Source organism: Austwickia chelonae NBRC 105200 (assembly GCF_000298175.1).
Classification (GTDB): domain Bacteria; phylum Actinomycetota; class Actinomycetes; order Actinomycetales; family Dermatophilaceae; genus Austwickia; species Austwickia chelonae.
The window spans coordinates 22,397-41,562 of record NZ_BAGZ01000002.1; the positions used below are offsets into that span (position 1 = coordinate 22,397).

The window sequence follows — 19,166 nt, forward strand, 5'->3', positions numbered from 1 at the left end:
TGGAGAGCACCGGGTGGGCAGGCCTCTGCACGAAGACTATCCGGGTAGGGCCCCGCACACACTCCTTCTGCAAGAAATTTCAGAATTTTGTTGCAGAGGCTGGGGCACCCCGTCGGGCAGGAGATGCCAACACCACTCCCCGTTGCTATTTGATTCCGCCACCCATCGGTTCTCTGCATCGTGTCTCATAGCAGCCCTGTGCCGGGTAGGCGGTATCTTCATCCTCATCTTCGACAAGCCTCGCCAACGTTTATCGCGTTCCTTTATCTGGCCGCCTCTGGCACTGCTGCGCTCTTATGCACACTGACCCCCTGTTTCATTGCGGGCGCCAGTTCACAAAAAGGGGTGTCAGTTCATGAAACGAGCAGCAGGCGACTGTCCACCTCCCAGTGCCAACCGGTCTGTCGACAACACTTCCTCACTGCGCTCGACCGACATTCAATCGGGTTTTCCGGAGACGGTTCACACCACTCCGAGGCTCCTGTTGATGCCATTCAAAAGCAAGGCATGAGAGCGCATAACTCCATATCGCCCCGGGCCTTTGATCAAGTATTCCCAATCAAGGTTTCCAGGGTCATCCGACTGTGGGCTCTGTTCTTCCACTGCGTCGAGAGTGGAATCGAGCATGGCAAGAATACTGGACACTGTCATGGCTTCATCGGGTGAGAGGTCGACATCGAACCTAGGAAAACTCGCGTCCGTCAGCTCCGGGGCCGACTCGACGACGCTGTAGTGGGGCACCTCGCCTTGCGATGCGGCCGCGAACGTCCAGAAATAGACACCCTCGAACAGGGTCTCGATCTCCTCGTCGGACATGACCTCCTCCGATATCTCTCTGCCGGTGGCGCCGCAAAATGCTCTCTCTTGAGCTGTCACGAGGATGCTCCACGCCCGTGTCAGCCTATGCCAGAATCCATTCTTAAAGGCAGCTTCGAGTAGATACACCGGCATACCCGGATGGTCGAGAGAATAGGTTCCGATTCGAGCCGAGAAGAGAAATTCTCAATACAACGAACATTGGCGCCCCCACTCACACCGTGGCACATCATCTTATCGGCGTGAGATCTTTTCAAAGTAAAAAATTCTTTCCCCGCTTTGCAGCTCACTCCCACGTGGCGCCCCGAAGTTACCCGTCTCCGGTGACACCGCTGCTCGTCGACCGGACCTGACATGATGCCGTCCTCCCCTCGACCGGCAGCGTTGACCCAGCCATCACCCCGCCTTCGAGCCCTGACGAAAACCACAGAACGCCAAGCCCGGACAACTCGTCGCCTTCCGGACGCCAACCGTGACACCCAGGTGCATCAACCCCCAGGTAACCGATAGCGTCGAACTGTGACCGAGACATCGTCCGTGCCAGAAACGAACCGTCCCATCGTCCCGGCCCGTGTCGGACGCCCCATCGGGAGAATCCCCGTCATCGACGTCCAACCCACCCTCGACGGCGGTGCCTGGCCCGTGATCTCCGTCGTCGACGAAGATTTCCTCGTCACCGCCACCGTCTTCCGGGAAGGCCACGACGCCGTCAACGCCACCGTCGTCCTGACAGCCCCCGACGGCTCAACCCAGCAGCTCCCCATGACCTGCACCAACCCAGGGCTGATGACCTGGGAATGCACCGTCAACGCCCACCAGACCGGACGTTGGACCTTCCGCGTCGAAGGCTGGAGCGACCCCTACGCCACCTGGGAACACGACGCCACCATCAAGATCGAAGCCGGAGTCGACGTCGACCTCATGCTCGAGGAAGGGGCCCGCCTGCTCGAACGGGCCCGCACCCAACCACCCCGCCAGGCCTACGCCGTCGCCCTGCTCGACGCCGGGATCCGCCAGCTGCGCGACACCGGCCGCACCCCCACCGAACGCCTCGCCGGCGGACTCAGCGACGGCATCCGCACCGAACTGGGCCAACGCCCCATGCGGGAGATGATCTCCCCCTCCCCCGACTACCCGTGGCAGGTCGAACGCGAACGGGCCCTCTACGGAGCCTGGTACGAGATCTTCCCCCGCTCCGAAGGCTGCCGGTACGACGAAGAGACCGGCACCTGGACCACCGGCACACTGCGCACCGCCGCCCAACGGCTCCCGGCCATCGCCCGGATGGGTTTCGACGTCGTCTACCTCACCCCGGTGCACCCCATCGGCAGCATCAACCGCAAAGGACCGAACAACACCCTGGTCGCCGGGCCCCACGACCCAGGATCGCCCTACGCCATCGGCTCCAAGGACGGCGGCCACGACGCCATCGAACCCAGCCTGGGCACCTTCGAGGACTTCGACGCCTTCGTCCACGAAACCCACCGTCTCGGGATGGAAGTCGCCCTCGACATCGCTCTGCAGTGCGCGCCCGACCACCCCTGGGTGCACGAACACCCCGAATGGTTCACCACCCGCGCCGACGGCACCATCGCCTACGCAGAGAATCCCCCCAAGAAGTACCAGGACATCTACCCCCTGAACTTCGACAACGACCCGGCAGGCATCTACGCCGAGATGCGGCGCGTCATCCAGGTATGGATCGACCACGGCGTGAAGATATTCAGGGTGGACAACCCCCACACCAAGCCGGTCGAATTCTGGCAGTGGATCATCGCCGATGTCGCCCAGGACCACCCGGACGTCATCTGGCTCGCCGAGGCCTTCACCAAACCCCCCATGATGAAGACCCTCGCCAAAGTGGGCTTCCAACAGAGCTACACCTACTACACCTGGCGGAACGAACGCGCCGAACTCCAGGAGTACTGCGAAGAACTCGCCGGGGAAAGCGCGTCCTACATGCGGCCCAGCTTCTGGCCCACCACACATGACATCCTCACCCCGTACATGCAGTACGGCGGCCCCACCGCGTGGAAGCTCCGAGCCGCGCTGGCCGCCTTCCTCGTCCCCACCTACGGGATCTACGCCGGCTACGAACTCCTCGAATCGGTGCCGCGCCCCGGCGTCGAGGAACAGATCGACAACGAGAAGTACCAGTTCAAGGACCGGCGCTGGCGCGACTACGAACCCGGCGGACCCAAAGCCGGTGAACTGTGGATGGCCGACTACCTGACCCGGATCAACGAGATCCGCCGCAACCACCCGGCACTGCACCGGCTGCGCAATCTCACCTTCCACAGCGCCGACGACCCCGAGGACATCCTCGTCTTCTCCAAACGGCGCCGGGAGAACGGCCGGGACGACGTCGTCATCGTCGTCGCCAATCTCAACCCCCACATGACCCGGGAGACCTGGCTCCAGCTCGACATGGAAGCGCTCGGACTGGGCCCCCAGGACCGCTTCATCGCCGAAGACCTGATCAGCGAATGGTGTTGGCAGTGGGACTCCCACCCGTACGTGAAACTCGGCCCGCACGACGAACCCGTCCACGTCATCACCGTCCGGAGGCTCTGACATGCACGGTCTCAACCTCACCCAGCCCGGGCTGCGCCACGACCCGGACTGGTACAAGACGGCCGTCTTCTACGAAGTGCTCGTCCGCGCCTTCGCCGACTCCAAAGGCAGCGGCTCCGGCGACTTCACCGGACTGATCGGCAAACTCGACTACCTGCAATGGCTCGGCGTCGACTGCCTGTGGCTGCCCCCGTTCTACGCCTCCCCGCTGCGCGACGGCGGCTACGACATCAGCGACTACACCGCCGTCCTCCCCGAGTTCGGCACCCTCCCGGAATTCACCGAACTGGTCAGCCAGGCCCACGCCCGAGGCATCCGCATCATCACCGACCTGGTGATGAACCACACCAGCGACCAACACCCCTGGTTCCAGGCCTCCCGCTCCGACCCCGACGGCCCCTACGGAGACTTCTACGTCTGGTCCGACGACGACACCAAGTACGCCGAAGCCCGGATCATCTTCGTCGACACCGAGGTCTCCAACTGGACCTTCGACCCCGTACGCCGCCAGTTCTTCTGGCACCGCTTCTTCTCCCACCAACCGGACCTCAACTTCGAGAACCCCGCCGTGCAAGACGCCATGTTCGACACCGTCCGCTTCTGGATGGACCTGGGCATCGACGGCTTCCGACTCGACGCGGTGCCCTACCTGTTCGAAGAAGAAGGCCACAACGGGGAGAACCACCCGAAGACCCACGAATTCCTCGCCCGGCTACGGACCATGGTCGACACCGAATACCCCGGACGGATCCTGCTGGCCGAGGCCAACCAGATGCCCAGCGAGGTCGTCGACTACTTCGGCACCGACGAAGAACCCGAATGCCAGATGTGCTTCCACTTCCCGGTGATGCCACGGCTCTACTACGCCCTACGCGCCGAGAAAGCCGCACCCATCATCGACGTCCTCAACGACACCCCCGCCGTCCCCGGCGGCGGCCAGTGGGGGACCTTCCTGCGCAACCACGACGAACTCACCCTGGAGATGGTCTCCCCGGAGGAACGCACCGCCATGTACGGCTGGTACGCCCCCGACCCCCGGATGCGGGCCAATGTCGGTATCCGCCGCCGGCTCTCCCCACTGCTGGACAACAGCCGCGCCGAGGTCGAACTGATCCACGCGCTGCTCCTGTCCCTGCCCGGCAGCCCCTGCCTCTACTACGGCGACGAGATCGGCATGGGGGACAACATCTGGTTGGACGACCGCGACGCCGTCCGCACCCCCATGCAGTGGACCCCCGACCGTAATGCCGGTTTCTCCAGCGCCGACCCCGGCAAGCTCTACCTGCCGGTGATCCAGTCGCTCGTCTACCACCACAACAACGTGAACGTGGAAGCGCAGGTCGCGTCGAGCAGCTCGCTGCTCCACTGGCTACGCGCCATGCTGCAGATCAGGTCCCAACATCCCGTCTTCGGGCTGGGGATCTTCTCCCTGCGCGACTGCGACAACGAAGCCGTGCTGGCCTTCACCCGCACCCTGGAAGCCGACCCCTCCCAAGGACGGGAGGAGAACGTCCACGTGCTCTGCCTGCACAATCTGTCCAGTCGGCCCCAGGCCGGCACGGTGCACCTGCCCGAACGACTGGCCGGGGCCAAGGCCCGAGACCTGTTCGGCGGTTCCGGATTCCCCGGAGTCACCGAGGACGCCACCTACCGGTTCACGGTGGGTTCCCGGGACTTCTTCTGGCTGTCACTACAGGAGCGTGAACACGATGGCTGAGAACCACCACGGCGCGGTCGTCCCCCCGAACGAACTCGAACTGATCGCGACGTGGTTGTCGACCCGACGCTGGTACGCCGCCAGAGGCGTCCCTCCGTGTCTGCGCAGGGTCGGCGGCTTCCGCCTCGACGACCCGACCGGTGAGGCCGAGGTGGAGACCCTGATCCTGCTGGACGAGGCCTCGACGCCCCCGGTCGTCTACCAGGTCCCGGTCACCTACCGCGGCACGCCGGCAGAGCACGGCACGGACGGGCTGATCGGGGTGTGCGACCACACCGAGCTCGGCACCCGGTACGTCTACGACGCGCCCCAGGACCCTGCCTATGTCGCCGCCCTGATCGACCTGATCGCCCGGGGCGGGAGCTCGACCCGGGGAACCACCGGACCGTGGATCGACGAGCCTGCCCGGGGTGTCCCCCAGCCGGGGACGCCCCGACTCCAGCTGACCGGATCGCGGGTACTCACCGGCGAACAGTCCAATACGTCGGTGATCTGCGACACCCGGGTCGTCGACGCGCCCAACCACGACCGGGTGGGTACCGCGTACCCGTTGATCGTCAAGATCTTCCGGGTGCTGCAGGACGGGGAGAATCCCGACGTCGTCCTGCAGTCGGCCCTGGCCGGCGCCGGATCCCGTTCGGTACCGATGCCTTTCGGCTCGGTGACCGGGCGCTGGTCCGGCATGGACCGGACGGACACCGTCGCCGAAGGCCACCTGGCCTTCGCCCAGGAATTCTTCCCCGGGACACGGGACGCCTGGCGGGTCGCGTCAGAGGCGGCCGCTGCCGGGGAGGATTTCACCGAACAGGCTTTCGCCCTCGGGGTGGCGACCGCCGCCGTGCACCTCGACCTGGCTGCGGCGATGCCGGTCGAGGCGGTCAGCCGGGCCGCCCGGCAGGGACAGTTGCGTTCCTGGCAGGAGCGCAGCGAACTCGCCCTGTCCGCCGCCCCCGATCTGACCGGGCACCGGGAGACGATCGACCGTGTCTTCACGGCGGCCGCCTATGCGGCCTGGCCTCGTCTGCAACGTATTCACGGCGACTACCACCTGGGCCAGGTTCTCGAGGTACCCGACCGCGGTTGGATACTCCTCGATTTCGAGGGCGAGCCCCTGCGTCCGCTCCCCGAACGCAACCGGGCGGACCTTCCGCTGCGTGACGTGGCCGGGATGTTGCGTTCCTTCGACTACGTCGCGGGAACGACAGGCCAGGAAGACCCAGGCTCGAGCGCCCGACTGGCGGGCTGGGCCGCAGCCTGTAGACGGGCTTTCCTCGACGGGTACGCCAGCTGTGCTGACGATCCACGGGAAAATACCGACTCCGATGCGCTCCTCCGCGCCTTGGAACTGGACAAAGCACTCTATGAGGTCGTCTACGAGGCCCGTCACCGGCCCACGTGGTTGCCCATCCCGGCCGGCGCCGTCGCCCGGCTGTGTTCCCCGACCCCTTCCACAGAGCAAGAAGAGATGACTACCGACCCAGAACAGCCACAGCAGCCCGCTGACCGGAACGATCAGCTACCACCGCTCGACCCGGCGCCGGAGGAGTCACCGGCGGAAGCATCGGCGAGCGCATCGCCCCCGATGCCCGAGATCAACCCGATCCTGCAGCGGATCCTCGCCGGGGAGAAGATCACCCCGGAGAACACCGCTGCACTGTTCGAGCAGTTGCGGCAGCCTGTGGCGCCGGCGTCCGAACCGGTCGGTGCGGAGGTTCCTGCGCCGCGGACCGAGATGTCCACGGTCGATGTCGTGTCCGTCGACGAGCCGCCGTCCCCGGCTGCGCAGGTGCCTGTCGATGAGCCGTCGTCCTCCGCTGTGGATGATGCCGCCGTCGCCGGGGAGCCTGTTGTGTCGGCCGAGTTCGTCGCTCAGACAGATTCCGTGGTGGCGGAGGAGTCTGCCGGGACGGAGGAACCTGAGCGGATCGTGGCTGAGGAGCCGGTCGCATCGGACAGTGCCGGGGCGGAGGAGCTCGAACCGATCGGGACGGACCCTGTCGTCCTGGAGGAGCCTGCTGCACAGGAGGAGACCGTCGTGCCGGCAGCTCCGGCGCTCTCGGCAGAGCCGTCCGCAGACGTCACGCTCCCCCCGCCCGACCCGGAGGAGGAGCCGGAGCCCGCTGCCCCGGTGGAAGAGATCACGTCGGGGAGCGCTCTGCTCGCCACGGCGGATTCCCCGGTCGAGGCGGAGGACCCGGTCGAGGCGGAGGACCTTGTCGCGGAGGAGATCCTCGAGGAGCCCGTCGCCCCGGCAGGACCGGCCGAGGACCTGTCCCCGGCAGCCGTCGAGGACGCGGCTGGCCTCCTTCCGGCGTCGTCCACCGCGCCGGTGGACGACGACGAGCTGGCCCTGCTGGTCAACGGCGGCCACGGGAACCCGCACGGGGTGCTCGGGGCGCACACGTGGAACGGTGGGGTCACCGTACGTGCGCTGCGCCCCGGTGCCGCCACGGTGTCGATCGAACTGCCGGACGGTTCGCGTCTGCCCATGAGTCATCAGGTCGACGGAGTCTGGCAGATCCAGCTGGACATCCCGCAGACCGGCGACTACCGGTTGATCGTCGACTACGGCGACGGTTTCGGGCACCGGCAGGACGACCCCTACCGTTTCCTCCCCACGGTGGGCGAACTCGACCTGCACCTCATCGGCGAAGGCCGTCATGAGGAGCTGTGGAAGGTCCTGGGCTCCCATGTGCGCACCTATTCCGGTCCGATGGGCGAGGTCACCGGTACCTCCTTCGCCGTGTGGGCACCCAATGCCCGGGCGATCCGGGTGGTCGGCGATTTCAACACCTGGGACGGATCGGCGCATCCGATGCGCGCGCTGGGCAGCACCGGTGTGTGGGAGCTCTTCATCCCCGGGGTGGGGGAGGGCGCCGTCTACAAGTACGAGATCCTGGGCGCGGACGGTTACCGGCGGACCAAGGCCGATCCTCTGGCCCGGGCCACCGAGTGTCCTCCGGCGACGGCTTCGGTGGTCACCGAGTCCCGTTACGAGTGGGGTGATGCCGAGTGGATGCGTCGGCGGGCGGGCACCGGTGACGCCCATCTGCAGCCGATGAGTGTGTACGAGGTGCATCTGGGCAGTTGGCGGCAGGGCTTGTCGTACACCCAGTTGGCGGATGAGCTGGTCGAGTACGTCAGCGAGATGGGCTTCACCCATGTGGAGCTGATGCCGGTGATGGAGCATCCGTACGGTCCGAGTTGGGGTTACCAGGTCAGCGGTTACTATGCGCCGTCGAGCCGTTTTGGCAATCCGGACGAGTTCCGCCATCTGGTGGATCGTCTGCACCAGGCCGGGATCGGGGTCATCCTCGACTGGGTTCCGGCGCATTTCCCGAAGGACGGTTTCGCCCTGGGCCGTTTCGACGGGCAGGCGTTGTACGAGCATCCTGATCCTCGACGGGGCGAGCACACCGAATGGGGTACTTACATCTTCGACTTCGGTCGCCCTCAGGTGCGGAACTTCCTGGTGGCGAACGCCGTGTACTGGTTGGAGGAGTTCCACGCCGACGGTTTGCGGGTGGATGCTGTCGCGTCGATGCTCTACCTGGACTATTCCCGGAACGACGGGGAGTGGCTGCCGAACCAGTTCGGTGGCCGGGAGAACCTGGACGCGGTTCAGCTGCTGCAGGAGACCAATGCGACGGTGTACCGGCGGTGCCCGGGCGCGGTGACCATCGCCGAGGAGTCGACGAGTTGGAGCGGGGTGACCGCGCCGACGTACATGGGTGGGCTCGGTTTCGGGTTGAAGTGGAACATGGGGTGGATGCACGACACCCTGGGGTACACCCAGTTGGCGCCGATCTATCGGCAGTACCACCACCATGAGATGACCTTCGCCATGGTGTACGCCTACAACGAGAACTTCGCCCTGCCGATCAGCCACGACGAGGTCGTGCACGGCAAGGGGTCGATGGTGGGCAAGATGCCCGGCAGCCCTTGGGAGCAGTTGAGCAATCTTCGGGCCTACTACGCCTGGCAGTGGAGCTTCCCCGGTAAGCAGTTGTTGTTCATGGGGAGTGAGTTCGCTCAGATCGCGGAGTGGGCCGATGGGCGGAGCCTGGACTGGTGGTTGTTGGACCAGGAGCCGCACGAGCAGATCCGTCGTCTGGTGCGGGATCTGAACCGGTTGTATGTCGACCATCCGGCGTTGTGGCAGCTGGATTCCTCTCCGGAGGGATTCGCGTGGATCGATGCCAACGACAGTTACGGCAATGCCTACAGTTTCCTGCGGTTCGGTGCCCAGAACGCGGCCGGGGAACGACCGGTCGTGGCCTGTGTGGCGAACTTCTCCGGGGTGGAGCACCACAGTTACCGGATCGGGTTGCCGCACGGTGGCACGTGGCGGGAGATCCTGAACACCGACGCCGGTGAGTACGGGGGTGCCGGGGTGGGCAACATGGGACGGATCGAGGCCGAGGAGATCCCTTGGCACGGCCAGCCGTACTCGGCGACGGTGTCGATGCAGAAATTGTCGGCGGTGTGGTTCGAGCCTGCGGATCTGCCTGCAGGGCTCGTCGTTCCCGAGGCGGTCCACCCTGCCGCGGAGGAACGGCCGACCTTGGGCACGCCGCGTCCGGAGCTGTCCAATTCTCCGGTGCAGGAGGACGAGATGGTGGATTCCGGGCTGGGCGCGTTGCCTCCGGTCCGGGGTGAGGAGCTGGGCTCGGAGGGGGAGGCCCGCTGACCGTCGGTGTCCGATCTGCGGGCGGGCCCGGTCTCCACTTCAGGAGGACCGGGCCCGCCCGTCATTCGCAGGGTGCGCGGGGGCCGGCTCAGACATAAGGTTTCGCCGGCTGTTTGGTGGGGGTCATCGAGGAGACCTGCAGGCGGGGTACCGCTTCTCCTGCTGTGGGTGCGTCGGGGTGCGGGGCGGAGGGGTCTGGTTCCCAGGTCCCTTCCACGACGACCCATTGGCCGTCGGCGGGGCGCTGTCCTGCACCGACGGGGAGCAGTTTCACCGGGAAGGCGTCAGCGGCACAGCACAGGACGGCCATCCGGACGAGGACCCATCCTCCTTCGACGCTGTCGTCGGGGGAGGCGAAGGCGACCATACGGACCTGCCGGCCGGACAGGCTGCGGGCGTTGTCGAAGCTGGCGCGCTCCCAGAATTCGCGGACCGACATCTCCAGGACCTCAGCATTCGGGTCGAGGGGGTCGAACTCCTTGGCCGGGGTCAGGGTGACCGATGCGTCTCTGTTCGCCTGGATACGTTGGGCGGTGTAGGCGCCCACCGGGGTGGGGGGCACGGCGGCGAGGATGGCGAAGGGCACCAGCATCGCCCATCCGATACGGGGTGCGATCTGTCCGGCTTTGTGCCGGTGTCCGCCGGAGGCACAGGCTTCGTCCTCGTCGTGGAGATGCGGGCGGTGGGATTGCCCGCCTCCGACGCGGAGGGTCCGTACGGCCTGCCACCATTCGAAGGCGCCGACGCAGAAGACGGCACCGGCGGCGACGAGGAGCGGGATCGTCAGTCCTTCCTTGACATAGGCCAGGTGGTCGCCCAGCCATACGGCGCGGATCGCGACGACCGAGCAGGTGAGGGTGGTCAACGCGGCCAGGAGCCGGTTCATCGTGGGTCCCTCCTGTTCGCTGGGTGCGGGGCGGTGCGGCTGTTCACAGCAGCACCTGGCCGACGACGACCGCGCTGGTGACGGCGACCAGCAAGGTCATGGGTGCGAAGCGGATCGCGAAGGCGCGGCCGAAGGTGCCGACCTGCATGGCGAACAGCTTCACGTCCAGGGCCGGCCCGACGACCATGAAGACGAGGCGGGCGGTCAAGGGGAAAGCGGTCAGGCTGGCTGCCACGAAGGCGTCGGCCTCGGAGCAGACCGCCACGATGACGGCGAAGACGGCCAGGGTGATCACCGCGAGGGCGAGGTTGCTGCTCAGGGTGTCCAGGACGCTGCGTGGGACGAAGACCGCGACGACCGCGGCGATGGCGGCACCGACGACGAGAAAGCCACCGGCGTGCAGCAGGTCGTGTGTGACGGCCGTGGTGAACCGGTTGAACTTGCTTCCGCCGCTTCGTACTGCGTGGGGCAGCCGGATCAGGTCGTCCCGTCCCAGATGGAGCCACCACCATCCCATCACCACGGCGGTGATCAGGGAGGCGAGATAGCGGGCCAGGACGATCCGCCAGTCCCCGCCGAAGGCCACCGAGGTGGACACGAGGACGACGGGGTTGATGGCCGGTGCGGCGAGCAGGAAGGTCAGGGCTGCGGCCGGGGCGACGCCGCGGGCCACCAGTGAACCGGCGATGGGTACGGAGGCGCATTCGCAACCGGGGAGGAGGGCCCCGGAGATCCCGGCGACCGGGACGGCGGCCGCGGCATTTTCCGGGAGATAGCTGCGCAGGGTGTCTGCGGGGATGTAGACCGCGATCACGGCCGAGAGGCTGACCCCCAGGACCAGGAAGGGGAAGGCCTGGAGGGCGATCGCGACGAAGACCGCGACCCAGGTGGCCACGGCCGGTTGACCGTTCAACCATTGACCCCACAGGTCGCGGCCGAGAACACCGACGGCAAGCAGGGTGATGAGTGCGAGGACGGTCAGTACCGTCCCCAGCCCGCCGGTCCGCGAGGCGGCCGGGGGGCTTGGCCGCAACGAGCTTCCTTCTCGTGCAGGCGTATCAGGTGTGGTCGCCATCGATCAAGAATAGAGCCAAGTCGCGTGGGAGCAATGCCGGAAATATCCGGGACGATGCGGGGCGGCCGTCCGTTCCGACGAACGGACAACCGCCCCATATCGACTTCACCGTATCGACGCTCCCTGTCGGAGCACAGCTCAGGAGTCGTGTGCCAGGACCTTCTCGGTGATCAGAGCAGCGATCGGCATCGCCGAGGTCGCCGCAGGAGAAGGCGCATTGCACACGTGCACCATGCGCGGTGTGTCGTAGAAGAGGAAGTCCTCGATCATCGACCCGTCCTTGCGCACAGCCTGCGCCCGGATACCACAGGGCTCGGGAGTGAGATCCTCGACGGTCAGGCTCGGGCAGTACTTGCGCACCAGCTCCAGGTAGCCGGGCTTGTACATGGAGTTCCACTGCTCGACCAGACCGGTCTTCAGCTGGGACTTCGCGACCTTCCAGAAACCGGGGAAACGCATGAAGGACACCATGTCCCGAGGGTTCACCGAGTACTTCTCGTACCCTTCACGGCTGAACCCCATGACCGCATTCGGCCCGACGGTGACCCCGCCGTCCATCATCAACGTCAGATGCACGCCCAGGAAGGGCAGATCAGGGTCGGGCACCGGGTAGATGAGAGTGTCGACGATGTCGTTGTGCTTCGGGTCCAGCCGGTAGTACTCGCCCCGGAAAGGCATCATCTGGAAATCGACGTCGATCCCCGCCATGGTGGCCAGACGGTCTGCCTGGATCCCACCGCAGACGACCAGCTGTCGGCAGTAGAGACGCTCCTTCTCCCCGTCACCGACCTGCACGTCCAAGGAGACCTCGGAAAGGGACTCGTGGATACCCACCACTTTGGTCCCCAGACGCAGCTCACCGCCCTGGGCCCCGATCACATCCGCCATCTGCCGGCAGACCTCGCGGTAGTCCACGATGCCGGTGCTCCTGAGGAAGATGGCACCGATACCGGTGATCTCCGGCTCACGACGGCGCAGCTCGGCCGCATCGACCAGCTCGACATCGAGCTCGTTGATGAGAGCCCGCTCGTAGAGAGCGTGCATCCGGGCGAGTTCTTCGTCGTCGGTGGCCACGATGAGCTTGCCGGTGTCCCGGTACGGGATGCCGTAGTGATCGCAGAAGTCCCGGGTCCACTGGGCGCCCTGTTTGCACAGCTTCGCCTTGAGACTGCCCGGGGTGTAGTAGATCCCGGCGTGGATGACCCCGCTGTTGTGCCCGGTCTGGTGGCCGGCGACCACATCCTCCTTCTCCAACACCAGCACATCGGCGTGGGGTCGTTCCTGCAGGAGGGTCATCGCAGTGGACAGGCCGACGATCCCCCCGCCGATCACGACGTAGTCGTACACCCGGGGCGCGCCCAGACCCGGCTCCGGTGGGTAACTCAACGGTGGGGTCATCGTGATCCTCCGAAGGCCTGTTCCTGTTCGGCGCGCAGTTCGTCACAGAGACGACCCGCGGGCACCAGGACGTCGTCGTACGAGACGGCTTCGTCCTTGGCGATATCGCGTTTGAGGACGCACCCCTCGGCCAGGCCGACCGGCAGCAGACGTTCGGCCGCGGTGATCTCCGCCTTCTCGCACTCACCGTAGTAGGTGTATCCACCGAGGGCGTCGAGGGTCTCCCCCGCCTTCAGGTCCTTCTTCGCGATGGTGACGACCTCGACACGCGGCGCCTGACGCAACGGTTTGATCGTCGCGTCACCGAGCAGGACGGCCCGGGCCGCGGTGTCCGGCACCTCGAAGTGGCACAGGTGGTAGGGCGTGTAGAAGGAGTACAGCGGCCCCTGACCCAGTTTGTACAGGTTCAGGTAGTGCTGCTGCTTGGGGTCGTCGTGAGTGGCCAGGACGTAGACGCCGGGGCCGGGCTGGCTGCCGACCACGTAGTCGACCGCGCCGCCGAGTTCCTTCAGCTCGTCCACGTCGTACATCTGGGTGAGCTCGTCGACATGCCCGCGGTGGTCGCGTTGCAGGCAGCCGCGCCGGTGCACCGAGAAACCGGCGGCATTGGCGACGAGGGCCTGTTCCACCGAGACCTTCGTGCCATCGGCGAAGGAGGTCACCATGTGCGGGTCCTGGCCCCACTGCTTGGCGAAACCCTCCTGGGTGGTCGGATTACGGTACGGATCCTGCAGACCCTTGATGTTGCCGGCCACCAGCGGGGTGAGCCCCAGCCCGCGGACGAAGCGGATGAGATTCATCTGCACGCCCGGTTGATCGCCGTCGCAGCCGGTGTAGACCAGACCGGCGTCCTCGAACTTGGCATTGAGGATCGGGCCGACCGTGGCATCGACCTCGGCGTTCATCAGTACGAGATGTTTGCCACCGGCCAGAGTGGCCAGGGCGAGATGACATCCGAACTCGACCGAACCGGTGCAGTCGACGACGACGTCGACACTGTCGGCCCGCGTCATCGCCTCGTAGTTGCTCGTGACCGCGGTACCGCCTCGAGCTGCGATCGCGTCGATCCCCGGGGCGTCGTCGACGATCGCGACGAGCTCCCCCTCCCGGCCGGCGGCGGCCAGCGCGGCGACACCTTTGTCAGGAGTGCGCGCGTAGACGCAGGCCACGTCCATGCCGGGTTTGGTGTTGAGGATGTGGTTGATCAGGCCCTTGGCCATGAAGCCGGGACCGGCGATCCCGACGCGGACCGGACGGCCTTCGGCCGCGCGCTGTGCCAGCAGTGTGTCGAGGATGATCACTTGATCTTCTTCCCGTCCCAGTCCGGCCAGGCCTTGTCCTTGTCGGAGACGACGGTGATCGCGGCGGGCCATTCCAGACCGAAGGCCGGGTCGTCGTACCGGTTACCACGCTCGTGCTCCGGGCTGTACTTGCCGGAGACCTGGTAGGTCACCTCGGTGTCATCGGTGAGCGTGAGATACCCGTGACCGCAGTACGGCGGGATCCACAGTGCGCGGTGGTTGTCGGCGGACAGTTCGACCATGACGTGCTCACCGAAGGTCGGCGAGTCCTCGCGCAGGTCGAGGCAGCAGTCGACGATCGTGCCGCGGATGCAGCGCACGAGCTTGCCCTCTGCGGCGGGGGCGATCTGTCGGTGCATACCGCGCATCGTGCCGGCCTTGTGGTTCCAGCTCATGTTGGCCTGGACCACCTCGGTGGGGATGCCGTGCTGGGCGAACTCCTCGGTGCAGAACGTCCTGGCGAAACCACCGCGGGCGTCCTCGAAGGGCTTGAGGTCGATGATCCAGCAGCCGTCGACGGCCGTCTTCGTGAATTCCATGCTCACCACTCCCGCTTCCAGAAGAGCTTCTCGTCGACCTGGCCCGTCTTCAGGAGCCATTCGATCTGCTTGAGTCGCGTGTGTCCGCGACCGGTGAAGGTCTCCGCGTCCAACTGGATCGCATCGAAGACCTCGTGGAGCTGCGCGGCTCCCTTGGCGAGATCCCAGTCACAGACCAGACCCAGGTCGGCGATCTTGTCGAAGTTCACCTTGTAGGAGCGGTTGTCCGCGCCCGGTTCCCCGAAGGACAACTTGCATCCGGTGAACTCGTCGGCCACGGTCTCGGCGATCTCCCGGACCGTGTAGTTGTTCTCGTTGCTGCCCGAGTTGAAGGCCTGGGCGTGGATCTTCTCCACCGGCGAGTCGAGCATCAGCATGATGCCCTTGCAGAGGTCGAGGGCGTGGGCCATCGGGCGCCACGGGGTGCCGTCGCTGGTCATCGCGATGACGCCGGTCGTATAGGCCAGGCCGGACAGGTTGTTCAGCACGATGTCGAAACGCTGCCGTGGGCTGGCTCCGAAGGCGGTCGCATTGCGCAGGGCGACCGGGTGGAAGCTGTCGTCGGCGAGCTGCCAGAGGTCCTGCTCGGTGAGGTACTTGCACTTGCCGTACGCCGTCTGCGGGTTGACCGCGCTGGTCTCGTCGACGGTGCCTTCGGCCACGCCGTAGACGGAGCAGGAGCTCATGTAGACGAAACGTTCGACGCCTGCGGCCTTGGCCGTCCTGGCGACATGGGCCGAACCGAGGTGGTTGATGTCATAGGTGATCGGTCCGACCAGGTCGCCGACCGGGTCGTTGGACAGCTCGGCCAGGGCGACGACGGCGTCGACTCCTTCGAAGTCGGCCTCGGTCAGATTCCGCATGTCCTTGTTCAGGGTCAGCGGGGAACTGGCCAGGCCGTTGTAGAGCCAGCCGTTCTTGTAGTAGCCCGTGTCGACGGCGACGACGTCGTGCCCGGCCTCGACGAGCATCGGGGCGAGGAGGCAGCCGATGTAACCATCGGTACCGGTGACCAGGATCTTCATGTCAGTTCCACACCTTCCACGGGGCTTTGCCTGATTCCCAAAGCTTCTCGAGCTTGGTCCTGTCGTTCAGCGTGTCCATCGGTTGCCAGAAACCGGGATGCTTGTACGCATTGAGCTGACCGGCGTGCGCCAGGTCACGCAGTGGTTCCTGCTCCCAGACGGTGTCATCGCCGCCGATGTAGTCGATGACCCCGGGTTCGCACACGAAATATCCCCCGTTGACCCAGGCTCCGTCGCCGTCGGGTTTCTCCTGGAAGTGTTCGATGGTGCTCTCGCAGGCGCCCAGGGAGATCGCACCGAAGCGTCCCGGGGGCTGCACCACGGTCATCGTGGCGAGCCGTCCTGAGGCCTTGTGGAAGTCGACCGTCGCGGTGATATCGGTGTCACTGACGCCATCGCCGTAGGTGAAGCAGAAGGTCTCGTCCCCGAGGTGCTCCTTGACCCGTTTGAGCCGTCCACCGGTCATGGAGTTCAGCCCGGTGTCGACGAGGGTGACCCGCCAGTCCTCGACCTCACGTTTGTGGATGACGACCTCTCCGGTGGCCAGGTCGAAGGTCATGTCCGACTGCCGCATGGCGTAGGTGGAGAACCATTCCTTGATGTACTCCGCCTTGTAGCCACAACACACCACGAAATCCTTGATGCCGTGGGCGGCGTATTCGCTCATGATGTGCCAGAGGATCGGACGCCCGCCGACCTCCACCATGGGTTTGGGCTTGAGCGTTGTTTCCTCGCTCAGCCTGGTGCCCAGGCCTCCGGCCAGAATGACGGCCTTCACAAACGACTTCCTTCCCTGTTCAGCGCCGTCACCGGCGCTTCCGTCCGTGCAGGACGAGGAACTGCTCCTCGCCCGCTCCTGTCACCTGAGTCCGCCACGTCCTTGTGCGGCGGAGGGGCATCCGTCCCGGGTCTGGCAGCCTCGGCGACCAGCGCGACGGACCGAATGGGGGACGGGGTGCCGCGAACCCGGAAGACCGCGCCGCAGAAAAAAACCGGGCGGACGGGATCGGGTGTTATCCGGCGAATTCGTCATCAAGGGGCAAAAGGGGGAAATCGCCGTCGAAGCCCAAGGAATAGCGGTGAGCACCATTGTCATGGGCGACAGTTCCCCCCTAGAACCCCGATTATCGAGCCGAAACCTATTCACAGAACACACTGTTGGACGCCCGACCTACATTATGGTAACACCGGCGACAACTCCAATCGCAGGGCATCTCGCAGCCCCGTGAACAGCCATTTCACCCTTTCGGCACAGTCTTTCGGTGAGCTATGGCAGCTCCTGAGCCACTCCCGGTAGGCTCACGAAAAAAGGCGCACGCACAAAACCAGCCAGGATAGGACAGCACACCCCGAAGAAGTCACCTCCGAGAAGCGAACCGTCCGGCCCAGATCATCACACCTGCCGGTCGCCGACCTGGTCCTGCGCCCACACCGCGAACACCGATGCGAGGATGGACACATGACCGTTACGCGCGCTGGAAGTCCGGCACAGCCCCACGATCTCGTGGACGTCGCGCATCTCGTCACGGCGTACTACACCCGACGACCCGACCCCGAACAGATCGACCAACGCGTCGCCTTCGGCACCTCCGGCCATCGCGGATCCAGCCTGCGCACCTCCTTCAACGAGGACCACATCCTCGCCACGACACAGGCGATCGTCGACTACCGTCACAGCCGAGGTTTCGACGGCCCCCTCTTCATCGGACGGGACACCCACGGACTGTCCGAACCCGCCTGGGCCAGCGCCCTGGAGGTCCTCGCCGGGAACGAGGTCACCGTTCTGGTCGACGACCAGGACCGCTTCACCCCCACCCCTGCGGTCAGCCACGCCATCCTGCGCGCCAACCGCGGCAAGATCCGAGGCGTCACCGACCTCCCCGCAGGCATCGGCCTCGCCGACGGCATCGTCGTCACCCCGAGCCACAACCCGCCCACCGACGGCGGGTTCAAGTACAACCCCCCGCACGGCGGACCCGCCGACAGCGATGCCACCACCTGGATCGCCGAACGGGCCAACGAGTACATCCAGGCCGGCCTCCGCGGGGTCCGACGTATCCCCTTCCCCCGTGCCCGAGCCGCCGCCACCGCCTACGACTTCCTGGGCACCTATGTCGACGACCTCCCCCAGGTCGTCGACATCGACGCGATCCGGGAGGCCGGACTACACATCGGCGCCGACCCCCTCGGCGGAGCCAGCGTCGACTACTGGGCAGCCATCGCCGAACGCCACCGCATCGACCTGACCGTCATCAACCCCCTGGTCGACCCGACCTGGCGATTCATGACCCTCGACTGGGACGAGAAGATCCGGATGGACTGCTCCTCCCCCTCCGCGATGGCCAAACTCATCGAGAACCGTGCCGACTACCGGATCAGCACCGGGAACGACGCCGACGCCGACCGACACGGGATCGTCACCTCCGACGGCGGGCTGATGAACCCCAACCACTTCCTCGCCGTGGCGATCAACTACCTCTTCGGCGGAGCCCGTCCTCTCTGGCCGGCCGACGGTTTCATCGGCAAGACCTTGGTCAGCTCCTCCATGATCGACCGGGTCGCCGCCGACCTGGGACGCCGACTGGTCGAGGTCCCCGTCGGCTTCAAATGGTTCGTCCCCGGCCTGCTCGACGGATCAGGGCCCTTCGGAGGGGAGGAGTCCGCCGGAGCCAGCTTCCTCCGTCTCGACGGCAGCGTCTGGAGCACCGACAAGGACGGTATCCTTCTGGCGCTGTTAGCCAGCGAGATCCTCGCCACCACAGAGCGTTCCCCCAGCGAGCATTATGCGGACCTCGTCGCCAGACATGGCGCGCCCGCCTATGCTCGGGTGGACGCGCCAGCTGACCGCGAGGAGAAGGCCCGGCTCGCCGCACTGACCCCCGAGGACGTCACCGCCGATGTCCTCGCCGGTGAGCCGATCACTGCCAAACTGACCAAGGCTCCCGGAAACGGGGCGGCCATCGGCGGGTTGAAGGTCGTCACCGAGAACGCCTGGTTCGCAGCCCGCCCCTCGGGAACCGAAGATGTCTACAAGATCTACGCCGAATCATTCAGAGGTGCCGAGCACCTCGCACAGGTCCAGCAACAAGCCCGTCTCGTGGTCTCTGCCGCATTGAACGACTGAGTCGAGAGGAACCGACGAACC

Annotated in this window: 12 protein-coding genes; 4 read left to right on the forward strand and 8 right to left on the reverse strand. The window is 65.8% G+C overall.

Going from position 1 to position 19,166, the window contains the following annotated elements; all coding sequences use genetic code 11:
* Window positions 1-462: 462 nt before the first annotated feature.
* Window positions 463-951: a hypothetical protein gene (locus AUCHE_RS01100; protein WP_040321113.1), complete on the reverse strand. Its 489-nt coding sequence runs from the start codon at window positions 949-951 to the stop codon at window positions 463-465.
* Between the two features lie 384 nt (window positions 952-1,335).
* Between AUCHE_RS01100 and AUCHE_RS01105 the strand changes: the two genes are divergently transcribed.
* From AUCHE_RS01105 to glgB, 3 genes are read left to right on the forward strand one after another with little or no spacing between them, the layout of a single operon-like run.
* Window positions 1,336-3,390: a maltotransferase domain-containing protein gene (locus tag AUCHE_RS01105; RefSeq protein WP_006501409.1), complete on the forward strand. Its 2,055-nt coding sequence runs from the start codon at window positions 1,336-1,338 to the stop codon at window positions 3,388-3,390.
* A gap of 1 nt (window position 3,391) precedes the next feature.
* Window positions 3,392-5,107: a maltose alpha-D-glucosyltransferase gene (gene treS / locus AUCHE_RS01110; protein ID WP_006501410.1), complete on the forward strand. Its 1,716-nt coding sequence runs from the start codon at window positions 3,392-3,394 to the stop codon at window positions 5,105-5,107.
* Window positions 5,100-9,797 (forward strand): 1,4-alpha-glucan branching protein GlgB, encoded by a 4,698-nt coding sequence (glgB, locus tag AUCHE_RS17205; RefSeq protein WP_006501411.1) that lies wholly within the window; start codon window positions 5,100-5,102, stop codon window positions 9,795-9,797. Before treS ends, glgB begins: the two co-directional genes overlap by 8 nt.
* 88 nt (window positions 9,798-9,885) lie before the next feature.
* Here glgB and AUCHE_RS01120 read toward each other — a convergent pair whose 3' ends face one another.
* From AUCHE_RS01120 to rfbF, 7 genes are all read right to left on the reverse strand, one after another.
* Entirely contained in the window at window positions 9,886-10,683 is a 798-nt protein-coding gene (locus AUCHE_RS01120; protein WP_006501412.1) for a TIGR03943 family putative permease subunit, read from the reverse strand.
* 43 nt (window positions 10,684-10,726) lie between these two features.
* Complete coding sequence (locus AUCHE_RS01125; protein ID WP_040321116.1) at window positions 10,727-11,758, reverse strand: permease; 1,032 nt, start codon at window positions 11,756-11,758, stop codon at window positions 10,727-10,729.
* Between the two features lie 138 nt (window positions 11,759-11,896).
* Complete coding sequence (gene lhgO, locus AUCHE_RS01130; RefSeq protein ID WP_006501414.1) at window positions 11,897-13,156, reverse strand: L-2-hydroxyglutarate oxidase; 1,260 nt, start codon at window positions 13,154-13,156, stop codon at window positions 11,897-11,899.
* A complete protein-coding gene (locus AUCHE_RS01135) occupies window positions 13,153-14,457 on the reverse strand; it encodes an NAD(P)H-dependent oxidoreductase (protein WP_006501415.1) in 1,305 nt (434 codons plus the stop codon). The genes lhgO and AUCHE_RS01135 overlap by 4 nt, the downstream gene beginning before the upstream one ends.
* A complete protein-coding gene (gene rfbC, locus AUCHE_RS01140) occupies window positions 14,454-14,996 on the reverse strand; it encodes a dTDP-4-dehydrorhamnose 3,5-epimerase (protein WP_040321118.1) in 543 nt (180 codons plus the stop codon). Before rfbC ends, AUCHE_RS01135 begins: the two co-directional genes overlap by 4 nt.
* Window positions 14,997-14,998: 2 nt before the next feature.
* A complete protein-coding gene (locus AUCHE_RS01145; protein WP_006501417.1) occupies window positions 14,999-16,021 on the reverse strand; it encodes an NAD-dependent epimerase/dehydratase family protein in 1,023 nt (340 codons plus the stop codon).
* 1 nt (window position 16,022) lies between these two features.
* Entirely contained in the window at window positions 16,023-16,799 is a 777-nt protein-coding gene (gene rfbF, locus AUCHE_RS01150; RefSeq protein WP_006501418.1) for a glucose-1-phosphate cytidylyltransferase, read from the reverse strand.
* 681 nt (window positions 16,800-17,480) lie between these two features.
* On the opposite strand from rfbF, the gene pgm reads away from it, so the two are divergent.
* A complete protein-coding gene (gene pgm, locus AUCHE_RS01155) occupies window positions 17,481-19,145 on the forward strand; it encodes a phosphoglucomutase (alpha-D-glucose-1,6-bisphosphate-dependent) (RefSeq protein ID WP_006501419.1) in 1,665 nt (554 codons plus the stop codon).
* Window positions 19,146-19,166: the final 21 nt, after the last annotated feature.

What these genes read in the sequence shown, in the direction of transcription:
- AUCHE_RS01100 (WP_040321113.1), bottom strand. Translation starts at nt 951, where the DNA reads ATGCCGGTGTATCTACTCGAAGCTGCCTTTAAGAATGGATTCTGGCAT.
- treS (WP_006501410.1), top strand. Translation starts at nt 3,392, where the DNA reads ATGCACGGTCTCAACCTCACCCAGCCCGGGCTGCGCCACGACCCGGAC.
- glgB (WP_006501411.1), top strand. Translation starts at nt 5,100, where the DNA reads ATGGCTGAGAACCACCACGGCGCGGTCGTCCCCCCGAACGAACTCGAA.
- AUCHE_RS01120 (WP_006501412.1), bottom strand. Translation starts at nt 10,683, where the DNA reads ATGAACCGGCTCCTGGCCGCGTTGACCACCCTCACCTGCTCGGTCGTC.
- AUCHE_RS01125 (WP_040321116.1), bottom strand. Translation starts at nt 11,758, where the DNA reads ATGGCGACCACACCTGATACGCCTGCACGAGAAGGAAGCTCGTTGCGG.
- lhgO (WP_006501414.1), bottom strand. Translation starts at nt 13,156, where the DNA reads ATGACCCCACCGTTGAGTTACCCACCGGAGCCGGGTCTGGGCGCGCCC.
- rfbC (WP_040321118.1), bottom strand. Translation starts at nt 14,996, where the DNA reads ATGGAATTCACGAAGACGGCCGTCGACGGCTGCTGGATCATCGACCTC.
- AUCHE_RS01145 (WP_006501417.1), bottom strand. Translation starts at nt 16,021, where the DNA reads ATGAAGATCCTGGTCACCGGTACCGATGGTTACATCGGCTGCCTCCTC.
- pgm (WP_006501419.1), top strand. Translation starts at nt 17,481, where the DNA reads ATGACCGTTACGCGCGCTGGAAGTCCGGCACAGCCCCACGATCTCGTG.